Consider the following 15083-nt stretch of genomic DNA (forward strand, 5'->3'; position numbering starts at 1 on the left):
CCTTGCTAGGAAAGTTCCTCCACTGATTTCTTCTCGAGCGCCAGCTTGATAGCGGCGTCCATGATCCGTTTCGCGAACGGAGTGGTAACCTCGTTCAGCTCCTCGACGAGTTTTGCGATTAGCTCGCGATCGGTTCCGGTTCGGGCCGCCTCCAGCCGCTCCACCACCTCGTCCATGCGCGCGCGCTCGCTGCCATCGACCAGGGCGCCGAATTCGCCGAGCTGCTTTCGAAGTGCGCCCAGGATTTGCTCGGCGTCGTTGCGGTACGAAATCAGCAGGCGCTCCTCGAGATCCTGCTCCCCGAGATCAATGGCCTCTTCGAGCATTCGCTCGATTTCATCGTCCGTCAGTCCATAGCTTGGCTTGACGTCGACCGAATGCTCGCGGCCCGTGCGCTCATCGCGCGCATTGACATTTAGTATCCCGTTTGCATCGATGAGGAAAGTGACCTCGATGCGCGGAACACCCGCCGGCTGGGGCTGAATCGGCCCCAGCTTGAAGCGCGCTAAACTACGGCAATCTTTAGCAAGCTCGCGCTCTCCTTGCAAAACATGGATATCAACATGTGTTTGATTATCCACAGCCGTAGTGAAACCTTCACCTACGCTGGTCGGAATAGTGGTATTACGATGTATAAGACGTTCCATCACGCCGCCCATCGTTTCGATGCCTAGCGAGAGGGGAACCACGTCGAGCAGGAGCATGTCGCCCTGCATGCCCATTAGCACAGAAGCCTGAACGGCGGCGCCCAGAGCGACGATCTGGTCGGGATCGATCAAACACAGGGGTTCCTTGTGGAACATCGCGGCAACGCGCCGGCGGACCAGCGGCATCCGCGTCGAGCCACCGACCAGAACGACAGCGTCGATGCCGGCGGGCGTGAGCTTGGCGTCGGCAATGGCCAGTTCGCATCGCTTGAGAGTGCGCGCGAGGAAAGGCTCGGCCATCTGATCGAGGGCGTCACGGGTCAAGTGCTTGCGAATCGAGTGGCCGGGGAGTTCGACGACGACGGGCGTCTCGGCAACGTCGGTGAGGCGTTTTTTGGCGTTCTCGGCGGCCATGCGAGCGCTGTTCCAGACGTGGCGATCGAGCTTGCGGGCGTCGGGGAGTTCAGCGAGCAGCCAATCGACGATCACGCGGTCGATGTCGTCGCCACCGAGATGGGTATCGCCGTTGGTCGCAAGGACCTCGAAGATTCCCTCCTTGATGCTGAGAATCGAGATGTCGAAGGTGCCGCCGCCGAAATCGAACACGGCGACGTTGCCGGCCGCCCTCTTGTTCAAGCCGTAGGCGAGTGACGCGGCGGTCGGCTCGTTCACCAGGCGCACGACTTCGAGACCGGCGAGACGGCCGGCATCCTTGGTGGCTTGGCGCTGGCCGTCGTTGAAGTAGGCGGGAACGGTGATGACAACGCGCTCGACTTTTTCTTCTTTGCCGGCCGCGCGGAGGGCGCGTTCGGCGCCGTCCTTGAGGGCGCGCAGAATCTCGGCGGAGATTTGCGAGGGCGTGAAGACGCGCGTGCCAATTTGAAAGCGCACCACCGGGCCGCTTAGATCAGCGAACGTATAGCGCGCGCGATCTTCGGGCGCGATCTCGTCGCCGCCCAATCCCATGTAGCGCTTGACGGATCGAATGACGGCGCCGTACTCGCCGCTGGCAAAACCGACCGCGCTCACGCGGCCGTCGCGTTCGACAGTCAGATGCGGTTCCATCTCGATGGCGCGTTCGCCAACGGTGATGGCGCCGTCGGGCGCAATCGCGACGACGCTCGGCAGCAGAGCCCTGTTGCTCCCGCCCACCGCGATTACGCGCGGCGCGCCGTCTTCCATGGCGGCGATCAGGCTGTTGGTGGTGCCGAGGTCTATTCCAAAAATTCGGGACATCTTGCTTTATCAGGCTGCTTTGTCAGGCGGCCTTTGAGTTCTCGACCGCGCGATCGACGTCGCGAATCAGAGTACGCAGGTAGGCGATGCTCGAAAGAATCGGCTTTAGCTGCAATGTAAGCATCTTTTCATCCGGGCGCTGATCGCATTTCACGAAATTTCGCTCGAGTTCGGCCACGTTGGCATCCATCGCGGTTTGAAGCTGCCCGCGCCGCGCGACGACCTGGGCTGCGAGTTCGCGCGCCGCGTCCGAGTCAGCGGGGGCATCGTGCATCTCGGCGAGTTGCTCCTGCACCTCGAAAACCAGCTCGGCGAGATCGGGCGGAACGCGTTTGTTGTTCTCGGCGAGCTTTTCACCGTTTAGTTCGAGCCAGTAAAGGCCGCGGGCGACCGGATCGCGGAGCGTGCGGTAGCTGCGGGTGAGAGTCGCGGTCGCGCGGAGACTCGCGTCGCGCACCGGGGCGGCGCTGGATGCGAACCGATCGGGATGAATCTTGCGGCTCAACTCGTGATAGCGGCGCTCGAGCGCGCCAAGATCGATCGCCAGCTTCCGGGGCAGCCCCAGCGCGGCAAAACAGCCGAGCGGCGCCGCCAGCGGCGACCCGCAATCAGCGCAAGTCAGCAGCGGCTCCTGCCGCCGTCCACATGAAGGGCATTCGATCATCTTGAGACAGCAGTCCCCACATCCGCTCGTTCATACGACGAACGATTCTCCGCATCCGCAACTGCGCTTGGCGTTTGGATTGACGACCTTGAAGCCCGACGACATCAGTTCTTCGCCGTAGTCGAGCTCGGAGCCGTTGAGGTAGAGAAAACTTTTCTTGTCCACGATCAGACGCGCGCCGTCGCGCTCGAAAACCTTGTCGCGCTCTTTGGCGGCGTCGATTTCCATCCGGTATTGCAAGCCCGAGCATCCACCGCCAACGACCTTTACGCGCAGTCCGGCGCCTTCGCCCTTGTCGGCGACGAGTTGCTTGATCTTCTGGGCGGCGCCCTCGGAAAGTGAAATCACCACGTAAGACTACGCCTCCTTCGACTGGTGCGGCTGCTCGCCTGAGGCGCCGTTGTCGCCCTTGCGCTTGCGCCAGTCGGCGATCGCGGCCTTGATCGCGTCCTCGGCGAGCACGGAGCAGTGAATCTTGACGGGCGGCAGGTTGAGTTCCTTGACGATGACGGTGTTCTTAATCGTCATCGCCTCGTCGATATGCTTGCCCTTGACGAGTTCGGTGACGTAGCTCGAACTTGCGATCGCGCTGCCGCATCCGAAGGTCTTGAAGCGCGCATCCTCGATCACGCCGTTGTCGCTGATCTTCAACTGCAGCTTCATCACGTCGCCACATTCCGGCGCGCCGACGACGCCGGTGCCGACGTTGGGCTCGTCCTTGGGGAAGCTGCCGACGTTGCGCGGATTGCTGTAGTGCTCGATAACCTTTTCCGAATAAGCCATGATTTTTCCTGAAGCGGCGCGTCGATATGACGTTGTGTTATGACTTCCAATTGACCGACTTGAGATCGATTCCTTCCTTCGCCATCTCGTACAGCGGCGACATTTCGCGCAGCCGCTTCACTTCCTTGCTGACCCGGTCCGTCACGTAGTCGACTTCTTCCAGCGTGTTGAAGCGGCCCAGCCCGAAACGAATCGAACTGTGGGCCAGTTCGTCGTCGATGCCGAGCGCGCGGATCACGTACGACGGCTCGAGCGTCGCCGACGTGCACGCGGAGCCCGAGCTGACCGCGATATCGTTGATACCCATCAGCAGCGACTCGCCTTCGACGTAGGCGAAGCTCACGTTCAGATTGCCGGGGAGACGCTCGGTGGGATGACCGTTGAGATAAATTTCGTCGAGGCGCTCGAACAGCCCCGCCTGCAGCTGACTGCGCAACTGAATCAGGCGCCGCGCTTCCTCGGACATTTCCATTCCCGCGATTTCGCACGCCGCGCCCAGGCCGACGATTCCCGGCACGTTGAGCGTCCCCGAGCGCATCCCGCGCTCATGGCCGCCACCGTCCATCATCGGAGTCAGCCGCACGCGCGGTCCCTTGGAGCGAACATAGATCGCGCCGATTCCCTTGGGCCCATAAATCTTGTGCGCGGTTATCGACGCGAGATCGACGCCCGCCTTTTCGAAATCGACCGGCACCTTGCCAATCGCCTGAACCGCATCGCTATGAAAGATGATGCCCTTTTCCTTGGCGATCCTGCCGATCTCCGCGATCGGATGAATCGTGCCGATCTCGTTGTTGGCCCACATGATCGTGATCAGCACGGTCTTGTCGGTGATCGCGCGGCGCACCGCGTCGGGATCGACCATCCCGTACTTGTCAACCGGCAGATACGTGACCGTGGCCTTGCCCGCCCGCTCCAGCGCGCGGCAACTGTCGAGCACGGCCTTGTGCTCGGTGACGCAGCTGATGACGTGGCTGCCCTTGTCCTTGTAAAACTCGACGACGCCCTTGATCGCCAGGTTGTCGGATTCGGTGGCGCCGCTGGTAAAAATGATTTCCTTGGACTTGGCGCCAATCAGCGCCGCGATCTGGTTGCGCGAGCGATCGACGGCCTCTTCCGCCTCCCAGCCGAAGCTGTGGTTGCGGCTGGCGGCGTTGCCGTACTTCTCAGTGAAATACGGAAGCATCGCATCGAGCACGCGGGAATCGACGCGCGTGGTCGCGTGATTGTCCATGTAAACGGGCTTCTTCAGCATCTTCTCTCTCGGTCTCTTACGGCGTTCCTGTGAAAAACGATAAACGCTCCAATCCTTAATAGTGGACCTGTTAGGTATAATATAGGCCTTTCGCCGCCATAGTCAACCGGAATCCACCCGAATCAGTTGCCTGATCAAATACTGGACCCAGTTAGTCTAGTAAGGCGATTGGGTCCGTTTGTCAAGGACAATATGACCCTTACCGGACGGTCAAAGACGCAGCGATCGAGCTATTTCGGGCGCGGTTTCAGGTCCATCCGCAGCTCTTCGCGCCAATCGCTGAAGCCCAGGCGACGCCATGCCGTCGCGCCGATCCAGTTGCGATGAAGCACGCTCAACGTGACGACCGTGATACCCGCATCGCGGAACCATTCGTAGGCTTCTTTTAGCATCGGCTTCATTAGGCCCCTTCCTCGAAAGTTCTCCTCCATAAAAGCCTGGCTGATATAGCCGATCGATTGAGGAATGGCGCCATCGCTATTGCGTTTGAGGCGAATCCAGAGATGACCGACAATGCGCGCGTCGGAGCTTGCGACCCAAATTGCGTGATGCTCGCGATTGAGCACCAGTTTCAGCCAGTTGGGCGCATCGCGAATTCCGTCCCAATCGAAACGTGCGCGCGGATCGAGCGCTTCCTCCCATGCCGCCAGCGCTGCCACCAGCCGCGAAAGCTCCGGGATATCGGATTCGGTGGCGCGGCGAATCTGAACAGCCATCGCAGAGTTCCTCCGTGAGTCAGAAGGGGCCAGGATTTGTTGGGTCGAACGAAATCTCCAGCAAGTGGCGCTCGGTGCGGATCGACTTCAGGGCGGCCTCGCGCGTTTGCTCGAATTCGCGCTCGAGCCACGGCGCAATCCGCTCGATCAATTTTTCAGGAGAGTCCGAATCCGAATTGCCGATCAACCCCGTCGCGATGCGGCATCTTAGCGCAACCCTCTCGATTCCGTCCGCACGCTCGAGGCTGAGCGTCAACACGACTGAGCCGGTGGCGCGCCCAAGCGGCGCGGCGCTCGCGATCGTGTAGATGCCGCGGCCGGTTTTCAACGTTGTTGGCAAGGTGAACGCAGTCCACCGTATCGGCGAATCGTGAGGCTGGCCGGCGCTTTCAGGCCGCGCGCGAGGAGGCCGTTCGAGTGCGGCCGGAACCGCCCTCCCAGAACAGCACCACGGGGCCCGCGATATAGATCGAGGAATAAGTGCCCGTGATGAAGCCGATCAGCAGCGTAAACGCCGACGGGCGCAGGATCGGCCCGCCGAACGCGAGCAGCGAGATCAACACGGTGATTGCGGTGCCCGAAGTCAGGATGGTGCGCGAGAGAGTCTCGTTGATCGCGCGATTCATGATCGATGCGATCGGCTCGCGCCGGCGCTTGGCCGAATCCTCGCGGATGCGGTCCGAGACGATGATGGTGTCGTGGACCGAGTAACCGATAACGGTCAGCACCGCGGCGAGCGTCGTCAAATCGAACTGGTACTGCGCGATCACCAGCGCGCACATCACGACCATCACGTCGTGGATGAGCGCAATCACAGCGCCGGCGCCGAAACTCCAGCTCACGTGGCGGAACTGGATCGCGATGTACACGCCCATGAAGATGGTCGCGATGATAACCGCGAAGAAGCCCTTGCGGCGCAAATCGCTGCCGACTTTGGCGCCGACGCTTTCCACTCGCACCACTTTCGCGGCGCCCGGGCCGTAGGCTTTGTCTAGCGCGGTCTCGAGCCTGGGCCCGATGCTGCCGATGTTCTTGACCGCCTGGAAGCGCGCGAGAAAAGACTGGCCGGCCTTGCCGAAGTCCTGGACGGTGACTTCGCCAAGATCGAGCGGCGCGAGCGCCTTGCGAATCGCGTCGCCGTTGGTGCGGGCGGTGAACTCGATTTGCGCGACGCTGCCGCCGGCAAAATCGACGCCGTAGTTGAGGCCCTTGGTGAACAGCAGCACGATCGCCAGGATATTGATCGCGGTCGATAGTGCGATGAAGAAATAGCGCTTCCCGACGAAATCGAGATTGATGTCGGGAGAGATCAGCTGTAATGACATCGGCCCTGTTTAGCTTTTCGCTGTCGCGCGCACAAGTACGCTCAGCTCGCGGCCGCGCGCTTGCGCCTCGATCGGGTTGGCTGGCGCGACGGTCCGCCGCTTTCCTTGACCGCCGCGGCGGCGCTATCGGCGGCGGCCTGGGCCTTCGCACATGCGCCGCAGAGATTGTTCTGATTGGCGGGATCCTCGCTGAGACCGTCGTCGAGCGAGTGACAGACTCTCAGGCATGCGCCGCAGATGAAGTAGATACCCTCGATCGTCTTGTTGATTCGTTCGCGGTTGAGGATTCTTCCGCGCAGCTTCTCGATTCGGATGCCGAGCAGTTCTCCGTACTGGCGCTTGATCTTTCGCCGGCCGGCTTCGTCCTTGGGAAGGTCGGCATCTTCCTCCGCCTCGTCCGCCAGATCGCCGAACGAGGCGTACTTGTCGCGCTTGGAGGTCTTGCTCTTGCGCGCTCTGCCCATCGTGAATCCCCCCTGCCCGCTTAGCGCGTGCGTCCGACGAAGCCGCAGTTCTTCTCGCAGACCAGGTAGAAGCCCTTGCGGCCGAAGCCGGCGAACTTGGTCACCTTGCTATCGGCTCCGCAACCGGGACAGATGTGTCTTTGCTGGAGGCCGGCGTTCTTCTCAGCGGTTTTCGCTTTTTTCTCTGCCATGACGTGAAATGCTCTCGAGTTGGACTAACGGCCCCGATTTGGATTTGGAAATTAGATCAACGTTTACGCAAAACGACCCGGCCACTGGAATGATACCATCTGGCCGGGTGCATCCTCAAAGGTAAGGTCGCGAGGCCGTGTAGTCAATAGCCCGACGCGACCGTTGCAGGCGCGCGCGATGCGTGCAAGCGTTGAATCACCTTGGACTCGCGCCTCAAAGAAAACGACGCCGTAATTTTCATCGATCGCAAGGGGCGCCGCTACCTGAAGATGCTGCGGGCGGGCAAGAAGCTGCTCATCCGCGGCGAGCTGCGCGCCGACGATTTGTTCGGCGTCGAGGAAGGATCGCGGGTCAAGTTCTCCACCGGCGAGGCGTTCCTGGTGTTGCGGCCGACTTACGCCGACCTGATCCCGCATCTGCCGCGCGCGTCGCAGGTGATTTATCCCAAGGACACCGGGCCGCTGCTGGTCTGGGGCGACGTGTTTCCGGGCGCGACGGTGATAGAAGGCGGCACGGGCGCGGGCGCGCTGACGATTGCGCTGCTCAGAGCGGTGGGGCCGGCGGGGCGGGTGATCTCCTACGAGCTGCGCGAGGATTTCGCCGACACCGCGCGCAAGAACGTGGCCGCATTTTTCGGCGACGCGCCCAACTGGACAATCAAGGTGCGCGATCTTTACGCGGGCTTCGATGAAACCGGCGTCGATCGGATGTTCCTCGATCTGGCGGAGCCGGGGCGCGCGCTCGCGGTCGCGGCGTCCGCCCTTCGGCCCGGCGCCGTGCTGGTCTGCTACGTCCCGACCGCCGTGCAGCTCAAGGACACGGTCGAGGCGATTCAGGCTCGCAGCGATTTTGGCGAGATCGAAAGCTTCGAGACGCTGCTTCGTCATTGGCAGGTAAAGGGGATGAGCGTGCGGCCGCACTTCCGGATGATCGCGCATTCCGCGTTTATCATCGTGTCGCGCAAGCTGGTCGCCGACGCGTCGAACCCACACGAACCGTTGGTTGCCGCCGATTCCAGCGAAAGCGAATCCGACGGCTTCGATGCCGACGAGCCGCTCGAATGATCACGCGCAGAAAAATCCTGATCGCGTCGGGCGCCGCGATCGCGCTGGCAGGTATCCCGCTGGGCAGGCGAATCGCGCGCGCAGCCGCGGCGCCACCGAAATTCGGCGGGCCGACGCCGAACTCGGATTTTTACGTGACGTCGTACGGAAGTACGCCGGCCGTGGACGTCAATTCGTGGCGCTTCAGCATCAAGGGCCTGGTGGAAAATCCGCTGCAATTTTCCTACGCGGATATTCGCAAGCTGCCGAAAATCGATGAGATGCTGACGCTCGAATGCATCTCGAACCCGCCCGACGGCACCGCTATCAGCAACGCCAACTGGACCGGCGTGCAATTACGGCCGCTCCTGGAGCGCGCGCGCGTCAAGCGGGGAGCCAGGTTCGTCGCGATGCGCGGGGCTGACGGTTTTCACACGGTGCTGCCCGTCGACGAACTGATGCGCGAGGAAAATTTTCTGCCGTACCTCATGAACGGCGAACCGCTCCCCGCCGAGCACGGCTATCCGCTCAGAATTTTCATTCCGGGAAAGTACGGGATGAAACAGCCCAAGTGGATCATCGAGCTCGAATTCGCCGACCACGAAATCCCCGGCTACTGGGAGGTTCGCGGATGGAGCGATACCTGCTGGCGCAAGGTCAACTCGGGCTTCTTCTCGCCGCGCGTCGAAGGCGGCCTGCTGTCGATCTTCGATCGAAAGGCCAAAGTGACGGCGCCGGTGGATATTTATGGATGGGCGCTGGCGGGCCCGTCGGGAATCAAGCGCGTCGAGGTGTCGTCGGACGACGGCGTCACGTGGCACAACGCGCAACTCGTCGCGAACAGCTCGCCGTACGTGTGGACGATATGGAAGTATCGCTTCGCGCCCCAGGCCCCGGGCGATTTCATGATTCGCGTGCGCGCGAGCGACGGCGGCGGCGTCGCTCAGCCCCCGACCGATCCGCAGACCGGCAGTGGCATGAGCGGGCAGGCGCGGCTCGCGCTCGAAGTGACGAGTGTCTGAAAATGTCTGAAAAGAATCCGCTGCTAGCGGAGCAACGTTGCGGTGTGGAGCGCCCGCGGATTGGACATCGCGCCCGTCGCGCTGAAGCTGCCGCCCCCCGCGGGATTGAACAGATCCGCGCTGCGGAGCACCGCGCCGTGGGCAGCTGGATCGGCGGCCCCTATTCCACCGGCGATCAGCACGCGATGCGGGGTCGGCCCGGTCGCGAGCAACGTTGCGGTATGTCCCGCGCGCGCAACGCTCATCGATTGATTGCATCGGGTCGTTTCGGTGTTGAATCCGCCGACGCAAGTGAAATCCCCGGTGTTCGGATCGAACGTCTCAGCCGAATTGCTGGTCAATCCCGACGCGCCCGATAGCACGCCGCCCGAGACTGCCACCGAGCCGCTGAATCCGCCCGCGAGCAGCACGCTCCCGTCCTCGAGCAGCGTGGCAGTGTGGAGCGAGCGCGGCTCGTTCATGAAAGTCGAGAGCAGAATGAATTCCTGCGAGGCGGGATCGTAGATCTCCGCGCTGCTGTCCTTGAAAAAAAAGCTCGAGCCGCCGACTCCCCCCGTTATCAGGACCTTGCCGGCCAGCGGGCCGCTGGTAAACAGCGTCGCGGTATGCGCCGCGCGCTGATGGTCCATCGGGAAGATCGCCGGGGTAAACGAGTTCGATGCGGGATCGTAAATGTCGGCGGAGCTGGTCGTGTCGCCGGATAGATTGGTCGCTCCCCCCGCCACCAGCACTTTGCCGCTGAGCAGCAGCGTTGCAGTGTGAAACATGCGCCGATCGCTCATCGTGTTGGTGACCGCGATGAACTTGCGCGCGGCGGGATCGTACAGCTCCGCGGTATCGAGCACGTTGCCTAAATTGTCCTGGCCTCCGACGACCAGGATTTCGCCATTGGAATTGTTGAGCGCAGTCGCGGTAGAGCCCAGCCGCGGCGCGGCCATCTTGCCCGCCGGTGAGAACGCGCCGGTCGCCTCGTCGAAAATCTCTGCGCCGCTCAGCACGTCGCCTTCCAGAGTGAGCGAAAAATTCTTTATCGCGGCGCTCCCGCTGAAGCCGCCGTCGAGCATCACCTGGGTCGCCGACAGCGCCGCCGCCGATGCGCCCGCGCGGCTCGACCCCGCGCTGCCGGTCACGACGAACCGCCCCGCCGACGGATCGTAGAACTCCGCGGCCGCGAGACTTCGATTCGACGCGTCCGCGCCGCCCGCGATCAACACGTCACCCGCCGCGGGAATCGCGGCCTTGAGGTTGTGAATTGCGGCCTGATGGCCGCGCGAGTAAGCGCTGCCGGCGGCAGAATCGTCCGCCACGAATCCGTCGTGGGAGGGCGATTCGATACTCTCGCCGTTAATGCATCCGCTCGCCGCGAGCAGGCCGATCAGTCCAACGAGGGCCAGTCCTGCGAGCGCACTTCGTGCCCATCGGGGGCTGGTATGCAGATGCTTTTGCAAACGTCCTCGGCTCTGAGAACTCGGCATTCACCCGCTAAAGCCGCCGCATTCACGGGCATCAGATGGGATTAGAGGCGCCCCAAGCACCCGATTAGACGAATCGCGGGCGAAAAAGTTTCAGGCAAATAAGGATTCATTGATCGGGCGCTCGTGTCAACCCGTGTCAATCAGTGGGCGAAAATCCCGCGAAAAAACCTTCCGACCGCGCTGAATACGTCGGATGAAGAAGGACTCGGCGACGCGCCCGGCGCGGGCGGCGCGAACGCCGGCGCTGGTGGCATCGTAGCCGACCCTGGCGGATACGGATGCGCGCTCGCAAACATTCCGCCGTGCAGCCGACACATCTGCGTCGGCTCGGTGCCGATCAGGAATGGCAGCGAGACTTGGCGGGGGCACGCCGACGTCGCAAGACCGCCGGATTCGGGATCGATCGTGGCCATCGTAATTCCCGACGGCTCGGTAAAATCTTCCGGATCCGCCGGCGCCGCATCCTGCATGAACTGAACCCACGCGGGCAGCGCCGCCTGCGCTCCCGTCAATCCCAGGCTCTCGGGTTCGTCGAAGCCGACCCAAACGCCGCAAACTATCGCCGGCGTGTAGCCGATGAAGTACGCGTCCTTGTAGTCCTGTGTCGTGCCGGTCTTGCCCGCCGCCGGAAAATCCAGCCCCATCCGGCCCGCGCTCGCGCCGGTTCCATAACGCAGTACGGCTTTGAGTGCGCCGGTGATCAAATACGCGACGGCGGGACGAATCACGCGATTCCCTTCGGACGCGTGATGGTAGATCAGATGGCCCTTGGCATCGACGACCGCCTCGACGGCGTACGGCGGCGACTGCAGACCCTCGGTCGCAAAAACCTGGTAGGCGGAGGTGAGCTCGAGCAACGTGGTCTCGTCGGCGCCAATCGAAATCGGCAGCACTGCGGGAAGATTCTCGTGGATGCCCATTTCATGCGCCGTGCGAACTATAGTCGCGGCGCCAAGCCGGCTGCCGACGTACGCAGTCGGCACGTTGAGCGATTCGAACAACGCCTGCGCTACCGTCACTTGCGGTTGATAATTGCGCTCGTAGTTCGCGGGCGTCCATCCGTTGAACGTCATCGGCTCGTCGGGCAGCGTGGACGCCAGCGTGAGCGGCGGCGAGAACGGAGCGCGATCGGGATCGAGCGCGGCCAGATAGACAATCGGCTTGAATGCCGACCCGGGCTGGCGCTCGGCGTTGGCGGCGCGATTAAACTGGCTCTCAGAGTAGTCGCGCCCGCCAATCATCGCGCGGATGGCGCCACTGTCGGCGTCCAGCGCGACCAGCGAAGTCTGCATCCTGCCGTCGATCTTCGTGCGGCGCAGGCGGCGATGGTTCTTTTCGAGCTGAGCGATATTTTCCGTGACCGCGTCGACGGCGTCGCTTTGAAGTTCGGTGTCGAGCGTCGTGTAAACCTTGAGTCCCTCAAGATGGCCGTCGAAGCCGGGAATCCTGGCTACGAACGCGGTCACATAGTCGGTGAAGTACGGCGCGCGGCGCAGTCCCGGCGGCTTGGTGATTTGAATCGGCGCGGCAACGGCGGCCGCGTAGGTGGCGTCGTCGATCGCGCCGGCCCGCTTCATCACTCCGAGCACCATGTCGCGCCGCTTGCGGCATGCGTCGGGATGACGGCGCGGATCGTACAGCGTCGGCGCCTGGATCATTCCGATCAGCGTTGCGGCCTCCGCGGGCGTTACCTCGGCCAGGTCCTTGGCGAAGAAATATCGCGCCGCCTGAGGCATCCCGTCGATCGGCGTGCCCTCATACTCGCCCATCGGCACGTCGTTGATGTAGCGCTCGAGGATCTCACTCTTGCGCAGCCGGATTTCGAGCACCGCGGCGACGGCAAGTTCGCGCAGCTTGCGGCTGAAGCTGCGCTCGTGGCGTTCCATGAAGGTCCGCGCCAGTTGCTGCGTGAGCGTGCTGGCGCCCTGGACGAGGCGATGCGCGCGGAGGTCGGAAATTGCGGCCTCGACGATACGGATCGGATCGATTCCCGGATGGTAGTAGAAAAAGCGATCTTCGTTGGCGAGCAGCCCTTTGACCAAATATGTCTTCAGCTGGTCCAACTGGACCTCGACCCGTTCGGCGGGCGCACCGGGCAGCAGCCGGCCGATCACCTCAGGCTCAAGCATCGCGTCGGACTTGGCCACGCCGAACGAGTCGGCAACGCCCGCGATACGCCCGCCGTCCAGGCCGACGCGCACCATTTCGGCGGGATACTCCTTCGCACGGGCGTGAAACGATCGCAGGTAAATCGCGATCGCATCCGGCGCGCGGGTGTACTCGCCCGGAGCATTAGCCGCCGCCACCTGCGAGTAGCTCAACTGCGCCAGCCGGTCGAGCAGTCCAACCCGTTCGAGGTCGTCGCCGGGGCGGATCGGGAACGGCGCGGAGAAGATCGCGGAGGTGAGCGCGGCGCGCCGCTGCTCGATCAGCGCGGAGATCTCGCCGTACAGTTGTGCGAGATAGAATCCCAACGCGAAGAAGACGAAGAGGAATGCGCCGGCGGCGAGATTGCGCACGCGCCATCCGCGAATTCGCCATTCATGGCGTTTCCTTTTGCCGGGATTCGCTTTCGATTGCGCCCGCCGTCCGCCACCCATCAGTGATGCCGCCTCGGCTACAAGGTTAGCCGCCCCCGGCCCCCTGATCCATCGCGCCCCTTCGCGGCACGCAATGCCGGCATCCGCCACGGCGACTTGAAAAGATTTGGAGGCCGCGCGCCGCTGCGGGACGGGTCAGCCTACACTGTCAAAGGTGCTGCGTGGGCGCATGGAGAGCGTGACCATCGACCGGCTCACTGCTTGGCTGATGGCGCTAGGCCGCACCGTCGAAATCCGCATACGGCCGTTCGACGCGAAAGCGAAAACGGGGCACCTCGTGACCACGCACTAGACAACCGCCGACACCCTTCTTAACTCGGGGTCAAGCTCCAAATCGCCACTCGCTCAAAACTACCAAGCCCCGCAAGAGTGTGGCCCAGATCGCTGCCAACACGGAAAAATGTTTGATCCACAGTCTGTGTTCTTCGTTGAAAATCATCAATATCTTGCAATAGCGGTTTGATATCCGCCCAAAGATCAATCAGGCCATCGGCGCCCTTCTCGCCATCCCAGAGCCCTCGCGCTGAACCGATTTCCTTCCACCAGAATGAGACAGAGTCGGCGGTGAAGCCAATCGACGAGAGCAGCTCAACCGTCGAACCTGATGCGATACGCAACAGTAGTGCGGCCCTCGCTACTATCGCGGTGTGGCTGGTAGCACGGATTTCCGAAGACTGTTGCGACAAATCAAGAATGCTCAGATTGTCAGGAACTTCCTGCCGATGTAGGAAACTAACCCACTTTGCGGCGGTCTCAGTTGAAAAACCCTGACCTTCGACCACCTGCGACACGAACTTACGGAACCTGGTTGGATCCTTCGACGGTGCGGTCTGAGTCTGCCCTTTGAATATCGACTCCACGGCTATTCGCAGAATATGGCGGTCAATGGTGTCGAATCGCGACGCTGCCGATGGCTCCAACGCCGACCACATCTCGCGCGTAAACCTTAGCGTATCCGACGTGTCGAGGCACCAAGAGTCCGGCATGCCGTCGGGTCGATAGCTTGACTCATTTCGGGCGGATTTGTCTTCCACAGGCATTTTCAAATCCATGCCCCATTGAAGGAACCATTGCCTCGCTTGAGGTGCTGCTTTGCTTCCACCGCCGATGGGCTGCAACCACTCATCTAGAGTTCGACCATTCGGGCGAACGACCCTCGCGAAAAGATCGCCCGACATATTATCGGCGCCCCAAGCCTCTAGACAGTCCCATACAAATTCGTGCGTCGGATATTTCCCTCTTAAACGGACGACTGAGTCAGGCGCATCGATGACAAAGTGCCGATTATTGAAAACACCGATGCCGACTGACGCTAGAAGCGACATCGCTGCTCGAAGTTCAGCATAGTAAGCTAGGTGACGAGACCTATGTGGATCGCCCCGCAAAAGCGCTGAGATTGACTTGCCGAGATAGCTCCAGCCATCGCTACAGTGGAGAAGGCAGCTAGCTGAAATGTATTGCGAGAGCTGTCGCGGATTGTTGAGAGCCCCGGTGCGTGTCTCCAAAGCAATTTGTTTTATCACGTCTGTAGTGTAACGGTTATTTTTCCCTACCCAAACCGATTTCTTGGTAAAGCGCTTCAATCCGCCGAATGTTTGTTGAACATTTGCACGCGATAGCGATTGTATGGCAGCACGGTCTTGCGGATTGAGTGGCATGTC

At 61.9% G+C, this 15083-nt stretch carries 16 protein-coding genes; 3 read left to right on the top strand and 13 right to left on the bottom strand.

The annotated features are described in order from the left end of the window. Nucleotides 1-5 precede the first annotated feature (5 nt). From hscA to ABR989_RS02860, 10 genes are all read right to left on the bottom strand, one after another. On the bottom strand, nt 6-1883 hold the full coding sequence (hscA, locus tag ABR989_RS02815; RefSeq protein WP_428125601.1) for a Fe-S protein assembly chaperone HscA: 1878 nt from the start codon (nt 1881-1883) through the stop codon (nt 6-8). A gap of 22 nt (nt 1884-1905) precedes the next feature. Further along, nucleotides 1906-2547 (bottom strand): Fe-S protein assembly co-chaperone HscB, encoded by a 642-nt coding sequence (gene hscB / locus ABR989_RS02820; RefSeq protein WP_428125602.1) that lies wholly within the window; start codon nt 2545-2547, stop codon nt 1906-1908. 30 nt (nt 2548-2577) lie between these two features. Beyond that, the gene (locus ABR989_RS02825) at nt 2578-2898 is read right to left on the bottom strand and encodes a HesB/IscA family protein (protein ID WP_428125603.1); all 321 of its coding nucleotides are present in this window, start codon (nt 2896-2898) and stop codon (nt 2578-2580) included. Nucleotides 2899-2904: 6 nt separating this feature from the next. Continuing rightward, nucleotides 2905-3330 carry a Fe-S cluster assembly scaffold IscU gene (iscU, locus tag ABR989_RS02830; protein WP_428125605.1) on the bottom strand — a complete coding sequence of 142 codons (426 nt, stop codon included), beginning with the start codon at nt 3328-3330 and terminating at the stop codon, nt 2905-2907. A gap of 37 nt (nt 3331-3367) precedes the next feature. Next, nucleotides 3368-4585 (bottom strand): IscS subfamily cysteine desulfurase, encoded by a 1218-nt coding sequence (locus ABR989_RS02835; RefSeq protein WP_428125606.1) that lies wholly within the window; start codon nt 4583-4585, stop codon nt 3368-3370. 230 nt (nt 4586-4815) lie between these two features. Continuing rightward, entirely contained in the window at nt 4816-5301 is a 486-nt protein-coding gene (locus ABR989_RS02840; RefSeq protein ID WP_428125607.1) for a GNAT family N-acetyltransferase, read from the bottom strand. Between the two features lie 19 nt (nt 5302-5320). Next, nucleotides 5321-5641: a hypothetical protein gene (locus tag ABR989_RS02845; protein ID WP_428125608.1), complete on the bottom strand. Its 321-nt coding sequence runs from the start codon at nt 5639-5641 to the stop codon at nt 5321-5323. Between the two features lie 49 nt (nt 5642-5690). Next, nucleotides 5691-6626 (bottom strand): protein translocase subunit SecF, encoded by a 936-nt coding sequence (gene secF / locus ABR989_RS02850; RefSeq protein ID WP_428125609.1) that lies wholly within the window; start codon nt 6624-6626, stop codon nt 5691-5693. Nucleotides 6627-6667: 41 nt separating this feature from the next. Continuing rightward, nucleotides 6668-7090 carry a hypothetical protein gene (locus ABR989_RS02855; RefSeq protein ID WP_428125610.1) on the bottom strand — a complete coding sequence of 141 codons (423 nt, stop codon included), beginning with the start codon at nt 7088-7090 and terminating at the stop codon, nt 6668-6670. A gap of 20 nt (nt 7091-7110) precedes the next feature. After that, nucleotides 7111-7281 carry a hypothetical protein gene (locus ABR989_RS02860; protein WP_428125611.1) on the bottom strand — a complete coding sequence of 57 codons (171 nt, stop codon included), beginning with the start codon at nt 7279-7281 and terminating at the stop codon, nt 7111-7113. 201 nt (nt 7282-7482) lie between these two features. On the opposite strand from ABR989_RS02860, the gene ABR989_RS02865 reads away from it, so the two are divergent. Together ABR989_RS02865 and ABR989_RS02870 are read left to right on the top strand one after the other, a co-directional pair. After that, a complete protein-coding gene (locus ABR989_RS02865) occupies nt 7483-8346 on the top strand; it encodes a tRNA (adenine-N1)-methyltransferase (RefSeq protein WP_428125612.1) in 864 nt (287 codons plus the stop codon). Further along, nucleotides 8343-9347, top strand: coding sequence for a molybdopterin-dependent oxidoreductase (locus ABR989_RS02870; protein WP_428125613.1), 1005 nt, complete (start codon nt 8343-8345; stop codon nt 9345-9347). Before ABR989_RS02865 ends, ABR989_RS02870 begins: the two co-directional genes overlap by 4 nt. A gap of 23 nt (nt 9348-9370) precedes the next feature. Here the strand turns inward: ABR989_RS02870 and ABR989_RS02875 are convergent, their stop codons facing one another. Together ABR989_RS02875 and ABR989_RS02880 are read right to left on the bottom strand one after the other, a co-directional pair. After that, a complete protein-coding gene (locus tag ABR989_RS02875; protein ID WP_428125614.1) occupies nt 9371-10795 on the bottom strand; it encodes a Kelch repeat-containing protein in 1425 nt (474 codons plus the stop codon). Between the two features lie 167 nt (nt 10796-10962). Next, nucleotides 10963-13422: a PBP1A family penicillin-binding protein gene (locus ABR989_RS02880; RefSeq protein ID WP_428125615.1), complete on the bottom strand. Its 2460-nt coding sequence runs from the start codon at nt 13420-13422 to the stop codon at nt 10963-10965. Nucleotides 13423-13528: 106 nt separating this feature from the next. Between ABR989_RS02880 and ABR989_RS02885 the strand changes: the two genes are divergently transcribed. Beyond that, nucleotides 13529-13714 carry an XRE family transcriptional regulator gene (locus tag ABR989_RS02885; protein WP_428125616.1) on the top strand — a complete coding sequence of 62 codons (186 nt, stop codon included), beginning with the start codon at nt 13529-13531 and terminating at the stop codon, nt 13712-13714. A gap of 19 nt (nt 13715-13733) precedes the next feature. Here the strand turns inward: ABR989_RS02885 and ABR989_RS02890 are convergent, their stop codons facing one another. Beyond that, a complete protein-coding gene (locus ABR989_RS02890) occupies nt 13734-15080 on the bottom strand; it encodes a hypothetical protein (protein ID WP_428125617.1) in 1347 nt (448 codons plus the stop codon). Nucleotides 15081-15083: the final 3 nt, after the last annotated feature.

The organism is Binatus soli (SeqCode) (genome assembly GCF_050015535.1).
Classification (GTDB): Bacteria; Desulfobacterota; Binatia; order Binatales; family Binataceae; genus Binatus; species Binatus soli.

Bases quoted from the DNA above. Each gene is read 5' to 3' on its own strand.
- hscA (WP_428125601.1), bottom strand. From the start codon at position 1,883: ATGTCCCGAATTTTTGGAATAGACCTCGGCACCACCAACAGCCTGATC.
- hscB (WP_428125602.1), bottom strand. From the start codon at position 2,547: ATGATCGAATGCCCTTCATGTGGACGGCGGCAGGAGCCGCTGCTGACT.
- iscU (WP_428125605.1), bottom strand. From the start codon at position 3,330: ATGGCTTATTCGGAAAAGGTTATCGAGCACTACAGCAATCCGCGCAAC.
- ABR989_RS02835 (WP_428125606.1), bottom strand. From the start codon at position 4,585: ATGCTGAAGAAGCCCGTTTACATGGACAATCACGCGACCACGCGCGTC.
- ABR989_RS02840 (WP_428125607.1), bottom strand. From the start codon at position 5,301: ATGGCTGTTCAGATTCGCCGCGCCACCGAATCCGATATCCCGGAGCTT.
- secF (WP_428125609.1), bottom strand. From the start codon at position 6,626: ATGTCATTACAGCTGATCTCTCCCGACATCAATCTCGATTTCGTCGGG.
- ABR989_RS02855 (WP_428125610.1), bottom strand. From the start codon at position 7,090: ATGGGCAGAGCGCGCAAGAGCAAGACCTCCAAGCGCGACAAGTACGCC.
- ABR989_RS02860 (WP_428125611.1), bottom strand. From the start codon at position 7,281: ATGGCAGAGAAAAAAGCGAAAACCGCTGAGAAGAACGCCGGCCTCCAG.
- ABR989_RS02870 (WP_428125613.1), top strand. From the start codon at position 8,343: ATGATCACGCGCAGAAAAATCCTGATCGCGTCGGGCGCCGCGATCGCG.
- ABR989_RS02880 (WP_428125615.1), bottom strand. From the start codon at position 13,422: ATGGGTGGCGGACGGCGGGCGCAATCGAAAGCGAATCCCGGCAAAAGG.
- ABR989_RS02890 (WP_428125617.1), bottom strand. From the start codon at position 15,080: ATGCCACTCAATCCGCAAGACCGTGCTGCCATACAATCGCTATCGCGT.